The 23,005-nt window shown below is 72.4% G+C and carries 18 protein-coding genes; 14 read left to right on the top strand and 4 right to left on the bottom strand.

Features of this window, described 5'->3' with window-relative positions; genetic code table 11:
• Positions 1–117 precede the first annotated feature (117 nt).
• From IE262_RS33895 to IE262_RS33865, 7 genes are all read left to right on the top strand, one after another.
• Positions 118–693 carry a hypothetical protein gene (locus IE262_RS33895; protein WP_134028637.1) on the top strand — a complete coding sequence of 192 codons (576 nt, stop codon included), beginning with the start codon at positions 118–120 and terminating at the stop codon, positions 691–693.
• Positions 686–1,819, top strand: coding sequence for a damage-control phosphatase ARMT1 family protein (locus tag IE262_RS33890; RefSeq protein ID WP_134028635.1), 1,134 nt, complete (start codon positions 686–688; stop codon positions 1,817–1,819). The genes IE262_RS33895 and IE262_RS33890 overlap by 8 nt, the downstream gene beginning before the upstream one ends.
• Positions 1,820–1,926: 107 nt before the next feature.
• Positions 1,927–4,137, top strand: a complete 2,211-nt coding sequence (gene cyc2, locus IE262_RS33885) for a germacradienol/geosmin synthase Cyc2 (protein WP_189879138.1) — start codon at positions 1,927–1,929, stop codon at positions 4,135–4,137.
• 98 nt (positions 4,138–4,235) lie between these two features.
• A complete protein-coding gene (locus IE262_RS33880; protein WP_189879136.1) occupies positions 4,236–4,877 on the top strand; it encodes a PDZ domain-containing protein in 642 nt (213 codons plus the stop codon).
• Between the two features lie 326 nt (positions 4,878–5,203).
• Positions 5,204–5,779, top strand: coding sequence for a LysE family translocator (locus IE262_RS33875; protein WP_134028629.1), 576 nt, complete (start codon positions 5,204–5,206; stop codon positions 5,777–5,779).
• A gap of 119 nt (positions 5,780–5,898) precedes the next feature.
• Positions 5,899–7,032: an aminopeptidase P family protein gene (locus IE262_RS33870; RefSeq protein WP_189879134.1), complete on the top strand. Its 1,134-nt coding sequence runs from the start codon at positions 5,899–5,901 to the stop codon at positions 7,030–7,032.
• Between the two features lie 91 nt (positions 7,033–7,123).
• Complete coding sequence (locus IE262_RS33865) at positions 7,124–8,047, top strand: aminoglycoside phosphotransferase family protein (protein ID WP_134028625.1); 924 nt, start codon at positions 7,124–7,126, stop codon at positions 8,045–8,047.
• 27 nt (positions 8,048–8,074) lie between these two features.
• On the opposite strand, the gene treZ is transcribed toward IE262_RS33865, so the two are convergent.
• Entirely contained in the window at positions 8,075–9,856 is a 1,782-nt protein-coding gene (gene treZ / locus IE262_RS33860) for a malto-oligosyltrehalose trehalohydrolase (RefSeq protein ID WP_189879132.1), read from the bottom strand.
• Positions 9,857–10,026: 170 nt separating this feature from the next.
• Between treZ and IE262_RS33855 the strand changes: the two genes are divergently transcribed.
• The 3 genes from IE262_RS33855 (at position 10,027) to IE262_RS33845 (ending at position 12,592) form a co-directional block, all read left to right on the top strand.
• Positions 10,027–10,578: an FHA domain-containing protein gene (locus tag IE262_RS33855; protein ID WP_134028621.1), complete on the top strand. Its 552-nt coding sequence runs from the start codon at positions 10,027–10,029 to the stop codon at positions 10,576–10,578.
• 200 nt (positions 10,579–10,778) lie between these two features.
• Positions 10,779–12,098 (top strand): M14 family zinc carboxypeptidase, encoded by a 1,320-nt coding sequence (locus IE262_RS33850; protein WP_189879130.1) that lies wholly within the window; start codon positions 10,779–10,781, stop codon positions 12,096–12,098.
• On the top strand, positions 12,095–12,592 hold the full coding sequence (locus IE262_RS33845; protein WP_189879129.1) for an SSI family serine proteinase inhibitor: 498 nt from the start codon (positions 12,095–12,097) through the stop codon (positions 12,590–12,592). The genes IE262_RS33850 and IE262_RS33845 overlap by 4 nt, the downstream gene beginning before the upstream one ends.
• A 61-nt stretch (positions 12,593–12,653) precedes the next feature.
• On the opposite strand, the gene treY is transcribed toward IE262_RS33845, so the two are convergent.
• Both treY and glgX read right to left on the bottom strand, forming a co-directional pair.
• Positions 12,654–15,056 carry a malto-oligosyltrehalose synthase gene (gene treY, locus IE262_RS33840; RefSeq protein WP_189879127.1) on the bottom strand — a complete coding sequence of 801 codons (2,403 nt, stop codon included), beginning with the start codon at positions 15,054–15,056 and terminating at the stop codon, positions 12,654–12,656.
• Positions 15,057–15,138: 82 nt separating this feature from the next.
• Positions 15,139–17,259 carry a glycogen debranching protein GlgX gene (glgX, locus tag IE262_RS33835; RefSeq protein ID WP_189879125.1) on the bottom strand — a complete coding sequence of 707 codons (2,121 nt, stop codon included), beginning with the start codon at positions 17,257–17,259 and terminating at the stop codon, positions 15,139–15,141.
• A 195-nt stretch (positions 17,260–17,454) separates the two neighbouring features.
• Here glgX and IE262_RS33830 point away from each other — a divergent pair, with 195 nt between their 5' ends.
• The 4 genes from IE262_RS33830 to IE262_RS33815 all read left to right on the top strand — a co-directional run bounded on the left by IE262_RS33830 (position 17,455) and on the right by IE262_RS33815 (position 21,870).
• Entirely contained in the window at positions 17,455–18,258 is an 804-nt protein-coding gene (locus IE262_RS33830) for a Tat pathway signal sequence domain protein (protein WP_189879123.1), read from the top strand.
• 83 nt (positions 18,259–18,341) lie between these two features.
• Positions 18,342–19,676, top strand: coding sequence for a copper amine oxidase (locus tag IE262_RS33825; RefSeq protein WP_134028609.1), 1,335 nt, complete (start codon positions 18,342–18,344; stop codon positions 19,674–19,676).
• A 112-nt stretch (positions 19,677–19,788) separates the two neighbouring features.
• Positions 19,789–21,027, top strand: coding sequence for a DUF5919 domain-containing protein (locus tag IE262_RS33820; RefSeq protein WP_134028607.1), 1,239 nt, complete (start codon positions 19,789–19,791; stop codon positions 21,025–21,027).
• Positions 21,028–21,144: 117 nt separating this feature from the next.
• Complete coding sequence (locus IE262_RS33815; RefSeq protein ID WP_134028605.1) at positions 21,145–21,870, top strand: 3'-5' exonuclease; 726 nt, start codon at positions 21,145–21,147, stop codon at positions 21,868–21,870.
• A 106-nt stretch (positions 21,871–21,976) separates the two neighbouring features.
• On the opposite strand, the gene IE262_RS33810 is transcribed toward IE262_RS33815, so the two are convergent.
• Positions 21,977–22,828, bottom strand: coding sequence for a phosphotransferase enzyme family protein (locus IE262_RS33810; protein ID WP_189879121.1), 852 nt, complete (start codon positions 22,826–22,828; stop codon positions 21,977–21,979).
• Between the last annotated feature and the right edge of the window lie 177 nt (positions 22,829–23,005).

Raw genomic sequence — 23,005 nt, 5'->3', positions numbered from 1 at the left:
AGCCGGACATTCTGAGCCGGACTTTCTGAGCCGACTGGCCAGTCCTTCCGACCGCCACCCCCATACGAAGCGGCCGGCCGATGCGAGCGGGCACCGGCCGGCCGTTAGCGTAGGCGCATGGAGAGTGTGGGGGCCCCAGAGCCCGCCCGAGCGCAGTGTCCCGGCTGCGGTGGAACCGAGGTCCGTACCGTCCAGGAGACCCGCGCCGACCCGGCGTCCCTGCGCGACGGCCTGTCCGACCGGCTGGCGAGCGAGCCCGGGGTGGCGTCCCGCGGCGACTCCTGGCTGCACTTCGTCGAGGGCGCGCTGATGACCGGCGTGGGCGCCGGCCTCGCGTACAGCGGAGTGCAGGGCGACAAGCCGCTCTACACGATCGGCGGTTCGCTCCTTGCGGTGCTGCTGCTCGTCGGCACGGTCGCTGTGATCCGCGGGGAGGCACGGGAGCGCCGCGTCGTGGCGGCGGGTCGGGCGCGTGCCGAGGAGCTGTCGCGCTCGGCGTCCTACTGCCCCGGCTGCGCGTCGGTGTTCTACGCCGACAGCACGCCCTGGCCGGGTGTCCTGACCCCCGAGCAGTATCAGAAGTACGTGTGGACCGAAGCCGGTTACGGCACGCGGCTCGATGCGCGGGCCAAGGACGTGGCCCTGCCTGACGGCATCCCGGTCCGCCAGGGAGGAGCCCCCGACCATGCCTGACGCCCCCGTCATCGACAGCGCCGATCCGGCCTCCTTCCCGCACAGCGTGCTGGCCGAACGCCACCCCGCGCTCATCCGCAAGGTACGGGACGCCTTCCCGTACGGCCCCGAACAGCACCGGGCGCTGGACGCGCTGCTGAAGAGCGCGGTCGACGGCGCGATCGAACCCCTGGACGGTGACGCCTGGTGGGAGGCGTGGGGCGTGGACGAGTACGCCGGCCGGTCCTGGTTCGAGGTGCCGTTCCTGTGGTCGGAGAGCTACTTCTACCGCAGGCTGCTGCGCGCCGTCGGCTACTTCGGCCCCGGCCCCTGGCAGGGCGTCGATCCGTTCCGCCCGTTCAAGCTCGCCGAGCTCGACACCCCTCAGGCCGCAGAGGAGATCGCGGCGCTCGACCGGCTGGACGGCCTGCCCGCCGAGGAGCAGCTCCTGGCCCTGCTGCACGGCTCGCTGTGGGGCAACCGGGCGGACCTCGGCTTCCGCATCCAGGCGGGCGACGAGAACTCCGCCACCCCCGAACTCGTGGCGGATGACAGCGAGTCGCTGTGGCCGCTGCTGACCGGGGGCACGCTGGTCGTCGTCGCCGACAACGCCGGCCGCGAACTCATCCCCGACCTGCTCCTCGCCGAGCACCTCCTCCGGCACGACCGTATCGAGCGGGCCGTACTGCACCTCAAGCCGTACCCGTACTACGTCTCGGACGCCACGACCGCCGACGTCGTCGACGCCGTACGCCACCTGGTGGCCGCCGAGGCCCCCGTCGGCCGGAGCCTGTGGTCCGCCCTGAGCGACGGCCGCCTCACCGTCCGCGCCCACCCCTTCTCCTGCGGCCCCCTGCCGTACGCGGACATGCCGGACGATCTCCGCGCTCAGTTCGCGGCGGCCGACCTCACGATCATGAAGGGCGACCTCAACTACCGTCGTCTCGTGGGTGACCGCCTGTGGCCGCCGACCACCCCGTTCGCGGCGCCGACGGCGTACTTCCCCGGCCCGGTGGCGGCCCTGCGCACCCTCAAGTCGGATGTGATCACCGGGCTCGACGAGCGTACGGAGCCCGCCCTCGTCGCCGCGGAGGGACAGGGCTGGCGGACGAGCGGCACGCATGCGCTGATCCAAGTGAGGCCCTGAGGGCACGGCCCTGACACGCGGGCGCCCTTCTGGCCGTCGTTCACGCGATGGTGTGATCATGTGCCACCCCGTGGATGCTTGTGGGGGGCCACGGGTAGGGCCCGGCCATGACGCAGCCCTTCGTACTCCCGCACTTCTACATGCCGTACCCCGCGCGGCTGAACCCGCACCTGGACGAGGCCCGCGCCCACTCGACCGCGTGGGCGCGGAACATGGGCATGCTGGAGGGCTCCGGCATCTGGGAACAGTCCGACCTGGAGGCGCACGACTACGGGCTGTTGTGCGCGTACACGCACCCCGACTGCGACGGCCCGGCACTCTCGCTCATCACCGACTGGTACGTGTGGGTGTTCTTCTTCGACGACCACTTCCTGGAGACCTTCAAGCGCAGCCAGGACCGCGCCGGCGGCAAGGCCTACCTGGACCGGCTTCCGCTGTTCATGCCCCTGGACCTCGCGACGCCCGTACCCGAACCGGAGAACCCCGTCGAGGCGGGCCTCGCGGACCTGTGGGCGCGCACCGTGCCCTCGATGTCGGCGGACTGGCGCCGGCGCTTCGCGGTCGCCACCGAACACCTGCTGAACGAGTCGCTGTGGGAGCTGTCCAACATCAACGAGGGGCGGATCGCCAACCCCGTCGAGTACATCGAGATGCGCCGCAAGGTCGGCGGCGCCCCCTGGTCGGCGGGCCTCGTGGAGTACGCGACCGCCGAAGTGCCCGCGCCCGTCGCACGGTCGAGGCCGCTCAGGGTGCTGATGGAGACGTTCTCCGACGCCGTCCACCTGCGCAACGACCTGTTCTCCTACCAGCGGGAAGTGGAGGACGAGGGCGAGCTCAGCAACGGCGTCCTCGTCCTGGAGACCTTCTTCGGCTGTACGACCCAGGAAGCGGCCGAGACCGTCAACGACGTCCTCACCTCACGGCTCCACCAGTTCGAGCACACGGCGCTCACCGAAGTCCCCGCGCTGGCCCTGGAGAAGGGGCTCAGCCCGCAGGAGACCGCCGCCGTCGCCGCGTACGCGAAGGGCCTGCAGGACTGGCAGTCGGGCGGCCACGAATGGCACATGCGGTCCAGCCGGTACATGAACGACAGCGTGACGCGCGGGCCACTGGACCTCGGTGGCGCGGTGCTGTCGGGCCCGGCCCTCATCCGCCGGGCAGGGTTCGGCACATCCGCCTCCGACATGGGCGCGGTGCTCGCCGAGGCCGCGGCGCAACGGCTGCGCTCCCACGCACACGTGCCGTTCCAGAAGGTCGGCCCGTCCCTGCTGCCCGACTTCTTCATGCCGTTCCAGGTCCGCCTCAATCCCGGCCTGGACGGGGCCCGGCAGCGACTCGTGCCCTGGATGCACCGCATGGGCATGCTGAGTGAGGGCGTCTGGGACGAGGACAAGCTCGCCGCCAGCGACCTGGCGTTGTGCTCCGCGGGCCTGGACCCGGACGGCAGCCCCGAGGCGCTCGACCTCAGCTCCCAGTGGCTGGCCTGGGGGACGTACGCCGACGACTACTACCCGCTCGTCTTCGGCGCCCGTCGCGACCTCGCTGCGGCCAAGCTGTGCACCGAACGCCTCTCAGCTTGCATGCCCGTCGACGGCGAGCCGCCCCTCGTGCCCGCGAGCGGCATGGAGCGCGGTCTCGTCGACCTCTGGCGGCGCACCACGGCCGAGATGACCCTGGACGCCCGCCGCGAGATGAGGGCCGCGGTGGACGTGATGACCGAGAGCTGGCTGTGGGAGCTGGCCAACCAGCTCCAGAACCGCGTCCCGGACCCGGTCGACTACCTGGAGATGCGCCGCGCGACCTTCGGCTCGGACCTCACGCTCCGCCTGTGCCGCATGGGCCACGGGCCCGCCGTGCCACCGGAGGTGTACCGCAGCGGCCCGGTCCGGTCGCTGGAGACCGCGGCCATGGACTACGCGTGCCTCCTGAACGACTGCTTCTCGTACCAGAAGGAGATCGAGTACGAGGGCGAGGTCCACAACGGCATCCTCGTCGTACAGACCTTCTTCGGCTGCGACTACCCGACCGCCCTCGGTGTCGTGCACGATCTGATGACCCAGCGCATGCAGCAGTTCGAGCACGTGGCGAAGAACGAACTCCCCGTGGTCTACGAGGACTTCGACCTCTCGGACGAGGCCCGCGCGACCATGGAGGGCTATGTGGCCGAACTGCGGAACTGGCTGTCCGGCATCCTCAACTGGCACCGCGCCGTCCGCCGCTACGACGCCGAGTCCCTCGCCCGCCGCGCCCACGGCTTCCTGCCGGACCGGGCTCCGGCCCTGCCGTTCACATGGGGGCCGCAGCCGGTGACTCTCTGACGTGAGGACGGGGGCATGATGCGGTGGCAGTCTCACTCTTTCGTGGATCGTCGCACCGTCGTGCGCCGGGTAGATCGACTTCCGGAGGCGATCGACTGATGGAAGAGACCGTGTTGCGACCGAAGCCCATGCCCGGCCAGGAGCCGGGCGGTGCCGGCCCGTCTGCCCCGCCCGGCCCCGCCCGGCGCCCGCACGCCGCACCCCGCCGCGGGAAACGGCTCACCACCGCGCTTCTCGCCGTGCTCGCCGCCATGGTCCTGCTGCTGGCGGGGGTGGGACTCGGCACCGTCGGCGCCGCCGTCATCGGAATGAGCAAGCTGGCGGAGCTGCGCCAGCAGGCGGGCGCACCCGGTGCGTCCGGCCGGTGGCCGGGCGCACCGCCGCTGCCGGGCCGCTCCACACCGCTGTCCGACGCCCCCAAGTCCGTCGCGCAGCAAGGTGTTTCCGCTCCCACCGCCCTGAGCACCGTGGTGCGGGCCACGCTGGGTGCCGAGGTCGTCGACTCCTCCGGGCGCGCGGGCGCGCTCGTCGTGGGCGTCCACGTCCCCGGCCCCGCCCACACCGCGGGCCTCGTCCGCGGAGACCTCCTGCTGGCCTTCGGCGGTACCCGTGTCACACGAGCCGCCGATCTCGTACGGGCCGTCGCGTCCGCGGACCCCGGCAGACCGGTCAGGCTCACGGTGCGGCACGCGGACGGCACCCGGCAACGGCTGACCACGGTCCCCGGGGTCGTCACCTGACACCCGCGCCGGAGGGCCCCGTCAGGCCCGCCTCCCTCACGGTCGGCGGGCTGGGGCACGATGGGCCCATGCTGAGCACCCTTGTCGCCTTCCTCGGCGCCTGCACGCTGATCGCCGCCTCGCCCGGCCCTGGGCCCTGTCGTCAAACTCCCGCCTGCCCCACGACGCCCGGCACACTCCCCCACTGCCTTAAGGGCGTGGGAGGTACCCCCACTCGCCGCACCGGGCGAAAGCCCTAGTACATCCAGTACGAGGGCTTCCACCCGGCACGCCGAGAGCACGCACCAGACGCCGCAGGGCCCGCCCTCCGGGCGGACGACGGGAGTTTGACGACAGGGCCCAGCACCGTGCTGATCATCAAGCAGTCGCTGCGCGGCAGACGCTCCGGAATCCTCACGGTGCTGGGCAACGAGACGGGGGTCTTCGTCTGGGGTGTCGTCGCCGCGTGTGGTCTGACCGCGCTGCTCGCCGCGTCGGAGTTCGCGTACGACGTCCTGCGTATCGTCGGCGCGGCCGTCCTCGTCGTCTTCGGTATCCAGACGCTGCGCCAGGCGCGCCGCGCCGACGGGCGGCAGGCGGAGGCCGACTGGGCGGGCACCGAGAAGAGCGACTGGGCCGCGTACCGGGGCGGGCTGCTGCTCAACCTCGCCAACCCCAAGGCGGCGATCTTCGCGCTGTCGTTCCTGCCGCAGTTCGTGCCCGAGGGCGCACCGCACCTGCCCACCATGATCGGGCTCGCGGCGCTCTGGGCGGTCTACGAGACGGGTTACTACAGCATGTACGTGTGGTTCGTGGGCCGTATGAAGGCCGTGCTGTCCCGCAGGGGTGTGCGCCGGCGTCTGGAGCAGGTCTCCGGAGGCGTCCTGCTGCTCCTCGGGGCGCGGCTGGCCCTGGAGAGCTGACGCCACACCGCAATCGGCTCGCGCACGCCGCGGGGGAGGGGCAGGATGCTGCCCGTGGACCCTGGGGAGACTCCGGACGCACGGAGGACGCACCGAGGAACCGACGCACGGAGGAATCGATGACCGGCACGCCCGCGCCCTTCACTGCCGACGACTACACGGCCCGTATGCGACGGGCGGCACGGGCCGCCGGGGACGCCGGTCTCGACGGCGTCCTGATCGCGCCCGGACCCGACCTGGTGTGGCTGACGGGCTACCGGCCGCCGGAGACGGAACGGCTGACGCTGCTGGTCCTGCGGCCCGGCGAGGACCCCGCGCTGGTCGTCCCGGCCCTGGAGGCGCCGGACGCGGCGAAGGCCGCGCCGATGCTGGCCCTGCGCGACTGGACCGACGGCACGGACCCCTACGGGACCGCCGCGGACCTCCTCGGCCGTGCCGGCCGCAGCGGCGGCGCCGGCCGCTTCGGCGTCAGCGACAACACCTGGGCCATGCACCTGCTCGGCCTGCAGAACCGGCTGCCGGACACGGCCTATGTGTCCCTCACCGAGGCTCTGCCGATGCTGCGGGCCGTCAAGGACGCGGCGGAACTTGAGCGCCTGGCGGCCGCGGGCGCGGCCGCCGACGCGGCGTACGAGGAGATCCTGAAGGTTCGTTTCGCCGGACGGCGGGAGACCGAGGTCGCCGCCGATCTCGCCGGCCTGCTGCGGCGGTTCGGGCACGCCCAGGTCGACTTCACGATCGTCGCCTCGGGCCCGAACGGCGCCAACCCCCACCACGAGGCGGGCGACCGCGTCATCGAACGCGGCGACATGGTCGTCCTCGACTTCGGCGGCCTGAAGCACGGCTACGGCTCCGACACCTCCCGCACCGTCCACGTCGGCGAGCCGGACGCCGAGGAGCGCCGGGTGCACGACATCGTGCGCGCGGCCCAGGAGGAGGGCTTCCGGGCGGTCCGGCCGGGCGCCGCCTGCCAGGACGTCGACCGGGCGGCCCGCGCCGTGATCACCGAGGCCGGGTACGGCGCGTACTTCATCCACCGCACCGGACACGGCATCGGCGTCACGACGCACGAGCCGCCCTACATGGTCGAGGGCGAGGAGCGGCCCCTGGTGCCCGGCATGTGCTTCTCCGTCGAGCCGGGGATCTACCTGCCCGGCCGTTTCGGGGTACGCGTCGAGGACATCGTCACCGTGACCGAGGACGGCGGACGCCGCCTCAACACGACGGCGCGCGACATGGCGATAGTCGAATGACGTCCACGGCCTTCCCGGTCTCCCGCCGGGTATGCCGTACCGGACGAGCAGCCAGGAGCCCCCGACCCCCCGGATGACGACGGCGCGACCCATGACCCAGGCACCGCCCCCCACCGCGGACACCGTCCGCCGACTGGCCCGTTCCCTGTTGCCGGGCGGTGGCGGACCCGACGTACGGCCCGTCGCCGAGGGCGGCGAGCACTTCACCTGGTGGGTCGGCACCCGCCATGTGCTGCGGCTCGCCCCGGACCGCGACCGCGCCGTACGGCAGCGGCGCGAGCTCCGGCTGCGCGACCTGGTCCGCCCGCACCTCGGGGTCGGCGTCCCGGTCAGCGTCGCCCATGGCGAGTGGGCGGCCGGCCTGACCTACACGCTCGACACACGGCTGCCCGGCGGCACCGCCGAGGACCACGACGTCTCCGCCGTAGGCGAGGACGACCTGGCCGGGCTCCTCACCGGCCTGCGTGAGGTTCCCGTCCGGCAGGCCGAGGCGCTCGGCGTCCCGCGCGTCGCGCCACGCTCCCTGGAGGCGTTCCGCCGGGCCGCCGTACGGGCCGCCGAACACCTCGCCGAGGCCGACGAGTTCGACCCCACGCGGCTCACCCAGCTCACCCCGCGCGCCGCCGCCCAGCTCACCGCGCCCGCCCCCGTCCTCGTCCATCACGCCCTTCACGGCGAGCACCTCGTGGTGAGCGCCGACGGCCGGGTGCGTGGTGTCCTCGACTGGACCGGCGCGGTGGTCGGCGACCCCGCCGAGGACATCGCCGGCCTCGCCCGCGCCGTCGGGGCCCCGGCCGCGGTGCGCGCCGCGACGCTCGCCGGGTACGGCGCGCGCCCCTGTCTGCGCGGCCTGTGGCTGGCCCGCTGCGACACGGTGATCCGCCTGTCCGAGACGGTCCGGGGCCGCGACGCCGGACCCCTCCCGCCGCTGCGGGAGCAGGTGCGGAGGGCATGGGAGGCGATCCTGCTGGAGCGGGTCACGGAGCTGCGGGACGGGCCGGACGAGGCGCTGTAGCTCCCGCGCGCCAGTGGTGCGCCTGCCTCAATCCTGCGTCAGCACCACACACGACTCGCCCGGCACGTTCAACACCCCGTCGGCCCCCGGCGCCTGAACCGGCTCCCACGCGGCCAGCACGCGCGCGTGGCGCACGCCGAGCGGGATCGCCGCCGTCTCCCCGCCGAGGTTCACGGCCACCCGGACGTCACCCCTGCGGAACGCGAACCAGCGGGCGTCCTCGTCGTAGGCGACCTTGGTGTCCGCGAGGTCGGGGTCCGTGAGGTCGGGCTGGGCGTGGCGCAGCGCGATGAGCTCCCGGTACCAGGCGAGCACGCGCGCGTGGGGCTCGCTGTCCGGCTCGGACCAGTCGAGACAGGAACGGTCGCGGGTCGCCGGGTCCTGCGGGTCGGGAATGTTGTCGATGTACCCCGGCCGGGGCGCGGCCCCTTCGGCCCAGCCGTGCGCCGCGAACTCACGGCGTCTGCCCTGGCGTACGGCCTCGGCGAGCTCCGGGTCCGTGTGGTCGGTGAAGAACTGCCAGGGCGTGCCCGCCGCCCACTCCTCGCCCATGAACAGCATCGGTGTGAAGGGCCCGGTGAGCACCAGGGCGGCGGCGCAGGCCAGCAGCCCGGGGGACTCCGGCAACAGCGCGGCCGCCAGACGGTCGCCCTGGGCGCGGTTGCCGACCTGGTCGTGGGTCTGCGTGTAGCCGAGCAGCCGGTGCGCCGAGAGCCGCGTACGGTCCAGCGGCCGGCCGTGCCGGCGGCCGCGGAACGTCGAGTACGTGCCGTCGTGGAAGAAGCCGTCCGTGAGCGTCTTCGCCAGGGCCGCGAAGGGGGCGCGGGCGAAGTCCGCGTAGTACCCCTGGGCCTCACCGGTGAGCGTGGTGTGCAGCGCGTGGTGGAAGTCGTCGTTCCACTGCGCGTGCACCCCGAGCCCGCCCTCCGCGCGGGCGGTGATGACCCGCGGGTCGTTCAGGTCCGACTCGGCGATCAGGAACAGCGGCCTGTGCAGTTCGGCGGCGAGCGTGTCCACCGCCGTCGACAGCTCCTCCAGGAAGTGCCGGGCGCGCGTGTCCTTCAGCGCGTGCACCGCGTCCAGACGCAGCCCGTCGAGCCGGTAGTCCCGCAGCCACGCCAGCGCGCTGCCGGCCAGATACGCGCGCACCTCGTCCGAGCCCGGCGCGTCCAGGTTCACGGCCGCGCCCCAGGGTGTGTGGTGTGTGTCGGTGAAGTAGGGGCCGAACGCGGGCAGGTGGTTGCCGGACGGGCCCAGGTGGTTGTGCACGACGTCCAGGACGACCCCCAGACCCAGCTCGTGCGCCCGGTCGACAAAACGCTTCAGCGCCTCGGGCCCGCCGTACGGCTCGTGCACGGCCCACAGCGAGACGCCCTCGTACCCCCAGCCGTGCACTCCGGGGAACGGGCACAGCGGCATCAACTGCACATGCGTGACGCCCAGTTCGGCCAGATGCCCGAGCCGCTCGGCCGCCGCGTCCAGGGTGCCCTCGCGCGTGTACGTGCCCACGTGCAGCTCGTACAGCACCGCACCCGGCAGGGCGCGCCCCGCCCACGGCACCCGCCACGCGTACCGCTCGTGGTCGACCACCGCGCTCGGGCCGTCCGGCCCGTCCGGCTGGCGGCGCGAGCGCGGATCGGGCAGCACGGGGCCGTCGTCGAGCGCGAACCCGTACCGTGTCCCGTCCGCCGCGTCCGCCTCACCCGTCCACCATCCCGTCCGCTCCGGATCGCGTGTCAACGCGCGCGTGGAGTCCGCGCAATGAAGCGTCACGCGGTCGGCCTGCGGTGCCCACACCTCGAACTGCACGGACGGCTCCCCTTCAGCGGCTGATCGTGAGGTAGCCCGTCCATGGTGCGCCACACACGATCACTTCGCTGTCCAATCGGCCCATTTGCCCCGCGGGACAACCCTGTTGCCGGTGGCGGCCGTTTCGCGTTTTCTGGACACCCCGGCCGTGCTGCCCGACAATCACCAGCGTGACGTCGTCCTTCGAGTTCAACACGTACCCCGCGCGCCTGTCCGACGCGGAGCGCGACCGGGCGCTGAAGGTGCTCCGTGACGGCGTCGCCCTCGGGCGTCTCTCCCACGACACGTTCGTCCGGCGCATGGAACTGGCCCTCGTCGCCCGCCGCACCGACGAGCTCGCCGCGCTCACCGCCGACCTGCCCACCGACAGCCGCTGGTCCCGGCTGGTGTTCGGCACGGTCGAGGCGGTCTCCGGCTTCACCGTACGGCTGCGCCGGGCCTGGCAGGCCGAGCAGCTCCCCAAGCTGCTGCTGCCCCACCCGGGGAACGGCCACCCGCTGCGCATAGGCCGCGACCCCGCCAACGGGCTGCGCCTCACCCACGAGACCGTCTCCCGCGTGCACGCCGAACTCAGGCACCAGGGCGGGTTGTGGGTGCTGCGCGACCTCGGCTCGACGAACGGCACGACGGTGAACGGACGACGTGTCATCGGCGCGGCCGTCGTGCGGGACGGCGACCAGGTGAGCTTCGGGCGGATGGCGTTCCGGCTCGCCTCGCAGTGATCCAGCAGGGCCCGGACGGCTCCCGATCACACCTCTGGGCTGGGGTTTACCGAGCGCGTTGCTGAAGTTCCTCTTACCGTCCGTGGTGTTGACGTACCCCCGAAGGCGTGACTGACTGTGCGTACGCCATGCACACCAGGTGAAACGACGGCGCCGAACAGGGGAGGTGTGCCCTGCCGCCACTCCTGCGCTACCCGACCGTGGACGAACTGTCCGCCCGCGCCGCGGCCCTCGTCGCCCGGCACCCACGGGACGCCAGGCTGCGCCGTGTGGGGACCTCACGGGCGGGCACACCCCTGTGGCTGCTCTCCGTCGGCCATGGCAGCCGGCACAGCCTCGTCGTCGCCGGACCGCACGCCAACGAACCCGTGGGCGGCGGCACGGTCCTGCGCCTCGCCGAGCGGGCCCTCGCCGACCCCCGGCTGTGCGAGGACGCCGACGTCACCTGGAACCTGCTGCTGTGTCTCGACCCGGACGGCGCCCGCCGCAACGAGCGCTGGCTGGCGGGCCCGTACACGCTGGGGAACTACTTCCGGAACTTCTTCCGCCCCGGCTTCCTGGAACAACCCGAATGGCTCCCCGAGGGCGCGGACGGGGCCGTCCTGCCGGAGACCCGCGCCCTGCTCGACGTCCAGGACGAGCTGCGGCCCTTCTTCCAGTGCTCCCTGCACGGCGTGGACGTCGGCGGCGCCTTCGTCGAGCTGACCCGTGACCTGCCCGGCATCTCCCGGCGTGTCGCGCAGATCGCCGCGCGCCTCGGCGTCCCGCGCGAACTCGGCCCCTACGACACCCTGTACTGGCCGAGGCTCGGCCCCGCCGTCTACCGCATCCCGCCACCGAGGCCGGGCGGCCGGATCGCCGCCATCACGGAGGCGGCCGTCGAGTCCACGTGGTTCCACCCGCACCGGTACGGCACGGTGACCGCGGTCGTCGAGGCCCCCATGTGGGGCGTGACGTCCGTGGAGAAGGCCATGCCGCCCCCGGACGGCGACGCGGTGCTCCGCGCCGTCAGCCGCTCCCTGCGCCGCGACACGGCCCTCCTGGCGGCCCTCCTCGCGCGAGTACGCCCCTCGGTGCGCGAAGGTCCCGACGCCGCCCGCCTCCTCGCGCCGGTGGACGACTATCTACTGGTGGTCCCCGACGTCGCCGACTCCTGGGACCCCGACACCTACACTCTGCGCCCGCTGCCGCCGCTCGACACGGCCCGTCTGACGGCCCTCGCCCTCTCGGCCCGCCGGGTGGCCCTGCGGACGGCGGGACTGCTGCACCAGCTCGTGACCCGCGCCGGAGAGGACCCGTCCGGCGCGCTGCCCGACCTCGACCGGCTCATCGACGCATGGTGCGCCGACTACCGGGACGGCTTCGGAGCCCGGTGGATTCCGGTCACGCGCCAGGTGGAGTACCAGTCGCGGGTGGTCGTTGCCGCGTTCGAGCTGGCCGGGCGGCACGCGCGCGTGGACTCGCATTCGGGTGAGCGGGGCTGGGGCTCGCACCCCGCCGTGCCGATGCACAGGGAATGACGCACCACACTCTGCGCGCGGTACGCACCGCCCTGCCGCTGGCCCTCGCCCTCCTCGCGCTGGGCTCGGCCCCGGCCCAGCCGACGCCCCGGGAGACCGCCCCCGGCAACTGGCTCTACGTCACGGTCGCCAAGGGCGACACCCGGTCCAGGGAGACCCGGGGCACGCTGCTGCTCTGCGGGCCGCCCCAGGGCCACCGGCACGCCGCCCGGGCCTGCGAGGAGCTCCGGGAGGCCGGCGGCGACATCGCCCGCATCCCGCCCAAGGACGTCTACTGCCCGATGGTCCACGCCCCGGTCACCGCGTCGGCGCGCGGCCAGTGGAACGGCCGGCCGGTCGCCTACACGAAGACGTTCTCCAACGCCTGTCTGATGGCAGCGAACACGGGCGCCGTGTTCGCGCTCTCGGAGCCCGCCGAGGGAAGCCGCGCGGCGAAGGAGCCCCACGGTCCGCGTGCGCGGGCCGCCCTCGGACGTCCGCCCACGCGCGCGTAGGGCCCCGGCGTGACGCACGCGCGCGTACGGCTCGGCGTGACCCACGCGCGTGGGCCACGGTTCACGCTGTACCGCCGGGCGGGAGCGTCGTCCCTGTCTGCCCGCGATGCTCCTCCCGGACGCGTTCGAGCAGCGCCACGGGCAGCCGGTCGAAGAGTTCCGCCACCCGTACGTGCCCCGTGAACTCGCGCTCCGGAGCGAGGACGTCGGCCCACCGCCCGCGAGGCAGCACCAGCCGGGTCTCCCGCCAGCCGCCCGCCTCGGCCAGCCGCAGCGAAAGCCGGGTGACGGCCGCGACGACCTCACCGGAGCGCACGAACGCGACACAGTGCGCCGCGCCAGGCCCCTCGGCGGTCAGCGGCCCGTACGTCGCCGTTTCCCCGAAGGCGCCGGGCCGCCGGCCCCGCAACCGCAGGGCGGCCGTGGTCAGCCGGGATTTCTCCGATGACCGCTCCGAGGGCTGCTCCTCGGTCTGCTCCGGGGGCGTGAACGGCTCCCGGTTGTCCGGGTCCACCAGCGCCCGGTACTCGCCCTCCGTGCCCTGGTAGAGGTCCGGCACGCCCGGCATCGTCAGGTGGACCAGGGCGGCGCCCAGGACGTTCGCCCGCACATGCGGCTCCAGGCTGCTCCTGAGCGCGGCCATGCGGGCGTCGCCGCCCGGGCCCCGCGCCACGAAGTCGGCCACCGCCCGCTCGTACGCGGGGTCCTGCTCGGTCCACGACGTGTGCAGCCCGGCCTCCCGCACATGCTTGAGCAGCGCCCCCTGGAGGCGCTCCCCGGAGGCGGGACCCAGCCCGAACGCCGTCTGCCAGGCAACCCAGGCCAGCTGCGGATCGGGCATGCCGGAACCCTCGCGCGTCACCTCGGCCAGCGCCTCGGCCCACCGCTCGGGGCACTCGGTGAGCACGGCCAGCGCGGCCCGCACGTCGGCGCTGCGCTTGGTGTCGTGCGTCGACAGGACGGTGCCCGTGGCGGGCCAGTCGCGCTGCACACGCGCGCAGTAGGCGTGGAAGACCTCCGGAGCGACGGCCGGGCCTGCGGGGTTCTGGCCCACCTCGTTCGCCGACAGCAGCGGCACATAGCGGTAGAACGCCGTGTCCTCCACGGACTTGGCGCGCAGCGCGGACGCCGTCTGCGCGAAACGGGTCCGCAGCTCCATGCCCTCGGGCCCCTCACCGGCCCGCCCCAGCAGCAGGTTCCGCACGGTGTCGACCGCCCGGGACTCCTCCGGCACCGTGAACACCGTGCGCGCCTCGGCCGCGGCCTCCTCGGTGACGACCAGGGCGGCGTCCCCCGAGGTGTACGGCCGGTACACCTCCAGGCGCACCAGCAGCTCGACGAGGGCCGTGCGCAGCGCCCAGGGGGCGTGGTCGCGCAGGGCGGGATCGGGCGATCGGTCGCACAACCGGTGCGCCGCGCGCGTGAGACGGTCGACCTCCGCGGCCAGCTCGTGGCCCAGCACCTGGTACGCGGCCCGCCGCACCGTCGACTCCCAGCGGCCGCCCCGGTCGGCCTCCGGCGCCGCGAACCGCCGGTACTGGCCGCGGAGTTCACCGACACCGCCCGGATCGGCGAACAACCCGTCCACGTGCCGCAGCGCGTCGTACCCGGTGGTGCCCGCGACGGGCCAGGCCGGGGGCAGTGGCTCGCCCTCCGCGAGGATCTTCTCGACGACCGTCCAGCGCCCGCCCGTCGCCTCGTGCAGCCGCCGCAGATACCCGTCCGGATCGGCGAGCCCGTCGGGATGGTCGACCCGCAGCCCGTCGACGACCCCCTCGTCCAGCAGCTGCAGGATCTTCGCGTGCGTGGCGTCGAACACCTCCGGGTCCTCCACCCGCACGCCGATCAGCTCCGAAATGCTGAAGAAGCGCCGGTAGTTGAGCTCGGTACGGGCCAGCCGCCACCACACCGGCCGGTACCACTGCGCGTCCAGGAGCTGCGGCAGGGGCAGCTTCTCGGTCCCCTCCCGCAGCGGGAACACCTGCTCGTGGTAGCGCAGCTCCTTCCCGTCGACCACGAGCTGGTCGATCTCCGCGCCGAGCGGACCGCCCAGCACCGGCAGCAGCACCTGCCCGCCCCGCACGTCCCAGTCGATGTCGAACCACCGCGCGTACGGCGACCCCGGGCCCTCCCTCAGCACCTCCCACAGCGGCCGGTTGTGCCGGGGCACCATCGCCATGTGGTTCGGCACGATGTCCACGACCAGCCCGAGGCCGTGCGCCCGCGCGGTGCGTGCCAGCGACCGCAGCGCCGCCTCCCCGCCCAGCTCGCCCCGCACGCGCGCGTGGTCCACCACGTCGTACCCGTGCGCCGACCCGGGCACGGCCTCCAGCACCGGCGACAGGTGCAGATGCGACACACCGAGCGAGGCCAGATAGGGCACGGCCGCCTCCGCCGCGGCGAAGGGGAACCCCGGTTGCAGCTGGAGGCGGTAGGTGGCCAGGGGCACGGTGGATGACGTCATGGAAACCTACGTACCCGCTCGCCACCGGAACCTGCGCACCCGCTCCCCCCAAGGGCGTAGGCATGGACGATGACGATACGGACTACGCCGGCCGCTGCAGCACCGTCAGGCTCCGGTCCACCAGCGTCAGGCTGTCGCCCCCCTGCACCTTGGGTCCCGTCTGTGGTGGTACGCCGTCCGGGCGGGACGTGTCGACGACGACCTGCCACTGGCGGCCGTGGTCGGCCGGGATCACGAAGTCCAGTGCCTTGGGGGAGGCGTTGAACAGCAGCAGGAACGAGTCGTCGGCGATGCGCTCGCCGCGGGTGCCGGGCTCGGAGATCGCGCTCCCGTTGAGGAAGACGGTCAGCGCCGACGCCTGGGCCGAGTCCCAGTCCTGCCGGGTCATCTCCTCGCCCGCCGGGGTGAACCAGGCGATGTCGGAGAGGTCGTCGTGGGTGCCCTCCACCGGGCGCCCGTGGAAGAAGCGGCGGCGCCGGAGCACCGGGTGGTCCTTGCGCAGCCACACCATCGCGCGCGTGAAGTCCAGCAGATCACCGAAGACGCCGCCGTCCTCGCCGGGCCACGGGACCCAGGACAGCTCGCTGTCCTGGCAGTACGCGTTGTTGTTGCCGCGCTGGGTGCGCGCGAACTCGTCGCCGTGGCTGAGCATCGGCACGCCCTGGGACAGCATCAGTGTGGCGATGAAGTTCCGCATCTGGCGGGCGCGCAGCTCCAGGACCGCGGGATCGTCCGTCTCGCCCTCCGCGCCGCAGTTCCAGGAGCGGTTGTGGCTCTCCCCGTCGCGGTTGTCCTCGCCGTTGGCGTCGTTGTGCTTGTCGTTGTAGGCGACCAGGTCGTGCAGCGTGAAGCCGTCGTGGCAGGTCACGAAGTTGATCGAGGCCAGCGGGCGGCGGCCGTCGTCCTGGTAGAGGTCCGAGGAGCCGGTGAGACGGCTCGCGAACTCCGCCAGTGTGCGCGGCTCGCCCCGCCACAGGTCCCGTACCGTGTCCCGGTACTTGCCGTTCCACTCGGTCCACAGCGGCGGGAAGTTGCCCACCTGGTAGCCGCCCTCGCCGACGTCCCACGGCTCGGCGATCAGCTTCACCTGGGAGACCACCGGGTCCTGCTGGACGAGGTCGAAGAACGACGACAGCCGGTCCACCTCGTGGAACTGCCGTGCCAGCGTCGCCGCGAGGTCGAAGCGGAACCCGTCCACGTGCATCTCCGTCACCCAGTACCGCAGCGAGTCCATGATCAGCTGGAGGACGTGGGGCGAGCGCATGAGCAGGGAGTTTCCCGTGCCCGTGGTGTCCATGTAGTAGCGCGGGTCCTCCGTGAGCCGGTAGTACGACGGGTTGTCGAGGCCCTTGAAGGACAGCGTCGGGCCCAGGTGGTTGCCCTCCGCCGTGTGGTTGTAGACCACGTCCAGGATCACCTCGATCCCGGCCTCGTGCAGCGCCCGCACCGCGGACTTGAACTCCAGCACCTGCTGCCCGCGGTCGCCCCAGGACGCGTACGCGTTGTGCGGGGCGAAGAAGCCGATCGTGTTGTAGCCCCAGTAGTTGCCCAGGCCCAGGTCCACCAGCCGGTGGTCGTTCACGAACTGGTGCACCGGCATCAGCTCCAGCGCGGTGACGCCCAGTTCCGTCAGGTGCTCGATGACGGCCGGGTGCGCCAGGGCCGCGTATGTGCCGCGCAGCTCCTCCGGCAGCCCCGGGTGCCGCATGGTCAGACCCTTCACATGCGCCTCGTAGATCACCGTGTGGTGGTACTCGGTGCGGGGCCGCCGGTCGTCGCCCCAGTCGAAGTACGGGTTGACCACGACCGAGGTCATCGTGTGCGGTGCCGAGTCGAGGTCGTTGCGCTCCTCGGGCGCCCCGAAGGGATAGCCGTACACCTCCTCGCCCCACTTCACCGAGCCGCTGATCGCACGCGCGTACGGGTCCAGCAGCAGCTTCGCGGAGTTGCAGCGCAGCCCACGCTCCGGCGCGTACGGTCCGTGCACACGGAAGCCGTACCGCTGTCCGGGCATGACGCCGGGCAGGTACGCGTGCCGTACGAACGCGTCGGTCTCCCGCAGCTCCACCGCCGTCTCCGAGCCGTCGTCGTGCAGCAGGCACAGTTCGACTCGGTCGGCGGCCTCCGAGAAGACCGCGAAGTTGGTGCCGGCGCCGTCGTATGTGGCACCGAGTGGATACGCCTGTCCAGGCCAGACCTGCATGGAGACGACTCTTCCCGTTGCGCCGCGCCCTTGGGGGCGACTCCCGGTCGAGTCTCCCCCAAACTGATGGAACCGCCTATGACTTACGTCCCTCTTACCAGCCGACCAGCGCATACAGCGCATTCGCGGTATGCCGAACGAGCGACACCCATGGACCCATGGGCCCCTGGTGACATCGGGGGAGTAGGGGGAATCGTGCGCAAGACAGTGCACCGCCACCTGGGCAAGGTGGTGGCGGGCGCGGCCATCGCGGTGGCCGGGACAGCTGTGATGGTGGGGATCACGCTGCCGGGGTCGGTCTCCGCCGACGAGTCCGGCAGCACCGGACAGCAGGCGGAACAGGCGGGGCAGGGGCAGGGGCAGGGCGAGGTGCAGCCCGGTGTCGTGGAGGCGGCTCCGGCCGAGGGGGACAAGGGGACGGGCCGTGACCCGCTCACCGACGACGAGACGAAGCGCGTCGAGCGGATCGCCCTGAGCCCGCAGCTGCTCCGCAGCGGCGAGAACGCCGAGGGCGAGCGCGGTCCCGAACGCATCAACGTCGAACTCGCCGAGCCGGACGCGGACGAACTGGACGCCCCGGGCGCTCCCCGGCGCGCGGACGTCACGTTCTACGACTACAAGAACGACACGCTCGTCACCAGGACCGTCAACCTGGACACCGGCAAGGTCGAGCAGACCGGCACCCAGCGCGGAGTGCAGCCGCCGTTCAGCCGTACCGAGACGGTAGAGGCCGCCCGGCTCCTGATCGACGACCCGCTCGGAGCGGACCTGAAGGCCGACTACAAGGACGCCACCGGCAAGGAACTCACCTCGCCCGACCAGCTGGTCCTCAGCGGCATGGTCTTCCGCGCGGACGCGGGCACCAAGCCCGGCACCCTCGCCAAGTGCGGCGAGCAGCGGTGCCTGCGGCTCTTCAGCAAGGTCAAGAACGGGCCCTGGATCGACACCCGCGCCTTCATCATCGACCTGAGCACCCGCAAGGTCGCCAAGCTCGGCTGACCCGGGTCCCGTCACTCTCCGACGTTCCGGACTTCCTGACTTTCCTGCTCTGTGCAGGCTCTCTGCAAGGGGATCAGTTCTTCATGCGTGCAAAGCGCCCGATCAGCGGCCTTCGGCCGCGGGGAATCAACCGTGCCCGCAGCGGGGCGGCGGTGGGCCTGACCGTGACCGCCCTGGCCGCGGGACTCACCACGGCCGCGGGCCCGGCCACCGCCCAGCCCAAGGCAGCACCCGCCGTGACCTGGGACTGCAGCACGGCCTACCGGATCGAGCAGAAGCTCGCCTCCGGCACCACCTGGCGCATGTGCTGGCGCCACGACCGAGAGGCCGGGATCGTCCTGGAGGACATCTCCTACCAGCCTCCGGGTGAGACCGAGCCGATCAAGGTCCTCACCAACGCCAGGCTCGGCCAGATCCACGTCCCGTACGACGACGGACAGGCCGAGTACGACGACCTGACGGGCTACGGCTTCGGCCAGGGCCAGGTGAACCTGAAGGCGTCCGAGTGCCCCGGCGGCACCATCAAGACCGTGAAGGTCCGGGAGCCCATGTACGCGGACTCCGAGAACGTCAAGGGCCTGTGCACCACGACCCGTTCGCGCGGCCACGCCTACCGCCTGCAGGCCGACGGCAACAAGGTCTTCCAGGCGCAGGGCAAGGACCTGCTCGTGTACGGCGTCAACAAGGTCGGCTGGTACGAGTACATGACCGAGTGGCGCTTCCAGGACGACGGCACGATCAACATGAACGTCGGCGCGACCGGCAGCCTCTCGCCCGGCGACTACGACGCGGGGGACGGCCGCGGCTGGCCGATCGGCAACGGCTCCCGGTCGAAGGCGACGAGCCACAGCCACAACGTCTTCTGGCGGCTCAACTTCGCCCTGGACGGCTCCTCCAAGAACCGGATCGAGCAGTACGACTCCGTGGTCAGCCCGCCCGCGGGCGCCAACCAGGGGCCCACCAACAAGACCACCCGCACCAAGGTCACCAAGGAACTCGCCGGCGACGCCAAGAACATGCGCTGGTGGCGTGTGGTCAGCGCGACCGGCAAGAACAAGGACGGCCACGCCCGCAGCTACGAGATCGTCCCCGGCCCCACCCAGAAGTACCCCGGGCGCAGCTTCACCCAGCACGACATCTACTTCACCGAGTACAAGAAGTGCGAGCAGTTCGCCAGCAACAACCTCGGCAACTGCCCCGCCGGGTCCGGCAAGTCCGTCGACAAGTGGGTGGGCGGTGAGACCCTCACGCACCCGATCACCTGGGTCAACGTCGGCTTCCACCACATCGCGCGCGACGAGGACCAGGAGCCCATGCCGGTCCACTGGCAGGGCTTCTCGATCGCCCCGCGCGACGTCACGGCCATGAACCCGCTCACACCGGCCGAGCTCGCGGGCGAGAACGGCCAACCGGACTGAAGCAGTTGAGAAACTGCGTGTCCATCCGGCTGCACCGCCCGCCGCTCCCGGAGTACCCTTCCTTGATCGTTGAGTAGGGGTGGAGCTCGGGGGAGCGGAAGGCGGTGCGCGGGTGGGCTCGGGAGGGCTGGAGTTGCCTCCTGGTGACGAGGGTCACGAGGGGAACTCCACAGATGTCCCACCCGGCGCGGTGTCCCTGGCGCGTCCGATGGAGATGGGCTCCATCGGACCGGAACTGGACTGGAACGCCGACGCCTGGAACGAGGTGCGTACCCGCGCCCAGCGGGCCGGCCGCGCCTACATCTGGCTGAACCTCGTCGAACAGCGGCTGCGCGCCGTCGTGGCCGCTGTGCTGCGCCCCGTCTACGAACCTGTCCACGGCGACGACTGGGTGGTCGCCGCCGCCGGCCCCGCCGGACAGGAGTGGGTGCAGCGCGCGGTCGCCGTACGCGAGGTCAGCCGCCGCAAGGGCTATCTGCTGGACCCCGCCGACGACAACGTGCTGAGCTTCCTCACCCTGCCGCAGCTGCGCGAGCTGATGGTGCAGCACTGGCCGTGCTTCGAGCCGTACGTCGACGAGCGGCGCGACGTGGAACTGGCGCTGGACGAGCTGGAGGTCACCCGGAACGTCGTCTCCCGCAACCGCGCGCTGTCCGAGGCGGTGCTGGCCCAGGCCGAACGCGCCTCGGCCCGGCTCCTTGAGGTCCTCGGCGCGGGCAGCGACGTACCGTCCGCGCGCAGGCTTCCCGTCGACGCCGTGGAGTCCCTGGTCGGCGACCGGTACGCGGACGTCGTCGGCGTGCACCCCGACCGGGTACGGCTGCTGCGGCAGTTCCCGGCGGAGGACCTCTTCGGCGGCGCCCGCCGGCTGGACGCCATCGGGATAGGGCTGAACCTGCTGGTGCAGAACTTCTCCGGGCGACGGCTCGTACGGCTCGCCGAGTCGGGATGCCGGGTGCGGCTGCTGTTCCTGAACCCGGCGTCCAGCGCGGTGAAGCGGCGCGAGCGTGAACTCGGCATCAAGCGGGGCGAGTTGAGCCGGGCGGTCGAGATGAACATCCTGCACATGCGCCGGGTGCGCTCCAAGCTGCGCGACCCGGGCGCCTTCGAGATCCAGGTGTTCGACGAGACACCGCGCTTCACCGCGTACCTCGTGGACGGCGACGGCTCGGACGGCACAGCGGTCGTCCAGACGTATCTGCGCGGCACCCGCGGGATGGAGGCTCCGGTGCTCGTCCTGCGCGGAGGCCAGCGACTGCTCAAGCCGGACGGTCCAGACGAAGGCGGGCTTTTCGGGACGTACCGCGAGGAATTCGAACTGGCCTGGGCGGACTCACGACCGGTGTCGTGACACCGTGTCGTGACACCGCCGTACGCACCCCAAGCGGAATGCGGTCGTCGGATTGTCAGTGGCCCATGGGAGGGTGGAGGCCACTGGGGGAAAGCACCACCAAGAAGGGGGGCCACCATGGGCTGGCACCGGGAGCTGCTGATCGGCTTCGACCTGGAGACGACCGGCACGGACCCGCGCGAGGCGCGCATCGTCACGGCGGCCGTCGTCGAACTGCGCGACGGACAGCAGCTCGGCCGCAGGGAGTGGCTCGCCGACCCGGGCGTGGAGATCCCCGCCGACGCGGTCGCGGTGCACGGCATCAGCAACGAGCGCGCGGCGGCCGAGGGCAGCCCCGCCGACCAGGTCGCCGAAGCGATCGCGGACGTCCTCGTCACGTACTGGAGGACGGGAGTGCCGGTCGTCGCCTACAACGCGGCCTTCGACCTCACCCTGCTCTCCGCCGAGCTCCGCCGCCACGGTCTGCCGTCGCTGCGGGAGCGCCTCGGCGGCCTCGACCCCGCGCCCGTCATCGACCCGTACACGATCGACCGCTCCGTGGACCGCTACCGCCGCGGCAAGCGCAACCTCGAAGCGGTCTGCACGGAGTACGGGATCGCCCTCGACTCCGCGCACGACGCCACGGCCGACGCCCTCGCCGCGGCCCGGCTCGCCCGCGCCATAGCCGAGCGCCACCCCAAGGTCGCGGCCCTCGGCCCGGCGGACCTGCACCGCCGCCAGATCGAGTGGTACGCGGCATGGGCGGCGGACTTCCAGAGCTTCCTGCGCCGCAAGGGCGACACGGACGCGGTGGTGGACGCGTCCTGGCCGATCCGGGAACTGGCGGACGAGCCGCTGGTCTAAGCGGCTCCGGGGTCGCTTGGTGCCCCGCACCAGGACCCACCGGCGGTGTCCGACCCGGGGTTTCGCCCTGGCTCGTTTCCGTGCCGGCGTGCGCTCGGCCTCGTCCTCAGAACGGATACCACCGCACCGACGCGTCCCCGTCCCGCAGCGACGCCACCCGACGCTCGAACTCGGCCCGTGCCTTCGGGTTGCTCGGCGCGTGCTGGGCGACCCACGCGCAGCTCGCGGTCTCCCGGGCGCCCCGCAGCACCGCGCAGCCGTCCCACTCGCGTACGTCCCAGCCGTAAGCCGCGGTGAACGACTCGTACGCCTCCGCCGCAAGGCCGTAGCGGTCCCGGGAGAGGGCCATGACGACCAGATCGTGCTCGCGCAGATCGGTGGAGAAGGTCTCCAGGTCGACCAGGACGGGACCGTCGGGACCGATGTGAACGTTACGGGGAAGGGCGTCGCCGTGGACCGGGCCGGGCGGCAGGTGCGGGACGAGCGCGGCGGCGGACGCGGCGAAGCCGTCGCGGCGCTCACGCAGATACGCGGCGTCCGCCGGATCGATCGCGTCACCCGCGAGACGCAGCCAGCGCTCCACCCCGTCCAGCAGTTCGCGGCGGGGAAGGGCGAAGGGCGGGTCGGGCAGCGTGTGCACCCAGCGCAGGAGTCCGGCCAGATCCCGTGGCTCGGCCGGGCGCACGGCGTCGGGAAGCCGCTGCCACAGCGTCACCGGGTGACCGTCCACCAGCCGGGGTTCGGGCTCGGCGGCGCGCACGGCGGGGACGTCCGCCTCGGCGAGCCAGACCGCGACGTCCAGCTCACGGCGAGCACGGTCGAGGAGCTCGGCACCGCGGCCCACCTTGACCACCAGGTCACCGGCGGCGAACACCGCGTTCTCGCCCAGCGCGAGCAACTCCGCGGCGCGCCCCAGCCCCGCCTCGGCGAGTATCGCCCGCGCCCGTGCCTCGTCCATCCTTCGCCTCCGTTGTGTCCGCGTGTCCGCCGTGTCCGCCGTGTTTCCGCGGGTTTCCGCCGTCCCTCGGGCCAGTGTCGCATTCGCACAGGTCGGACGGCCTTGCGCGATCCCTTGACGAGCTGACCCTCCCTCAGCACCATGAGGAGGCCGCTCGGGCGGCCAGACCTCTATGAG

Source organism: Streptomyces bluensis (genome assembly GCF_014650715.1).
Classification (GTDB): Bacteria; Actinomycetota; Actinomycetes; order Streptomycetales; family Streptomycetaceae; genus Streptomyces; species Streptomyces bluensis.
Note: the sequence above shows the minus strand (reverse complement) of the source record. Positions and strands in the feature narration are given on the sequence as shown.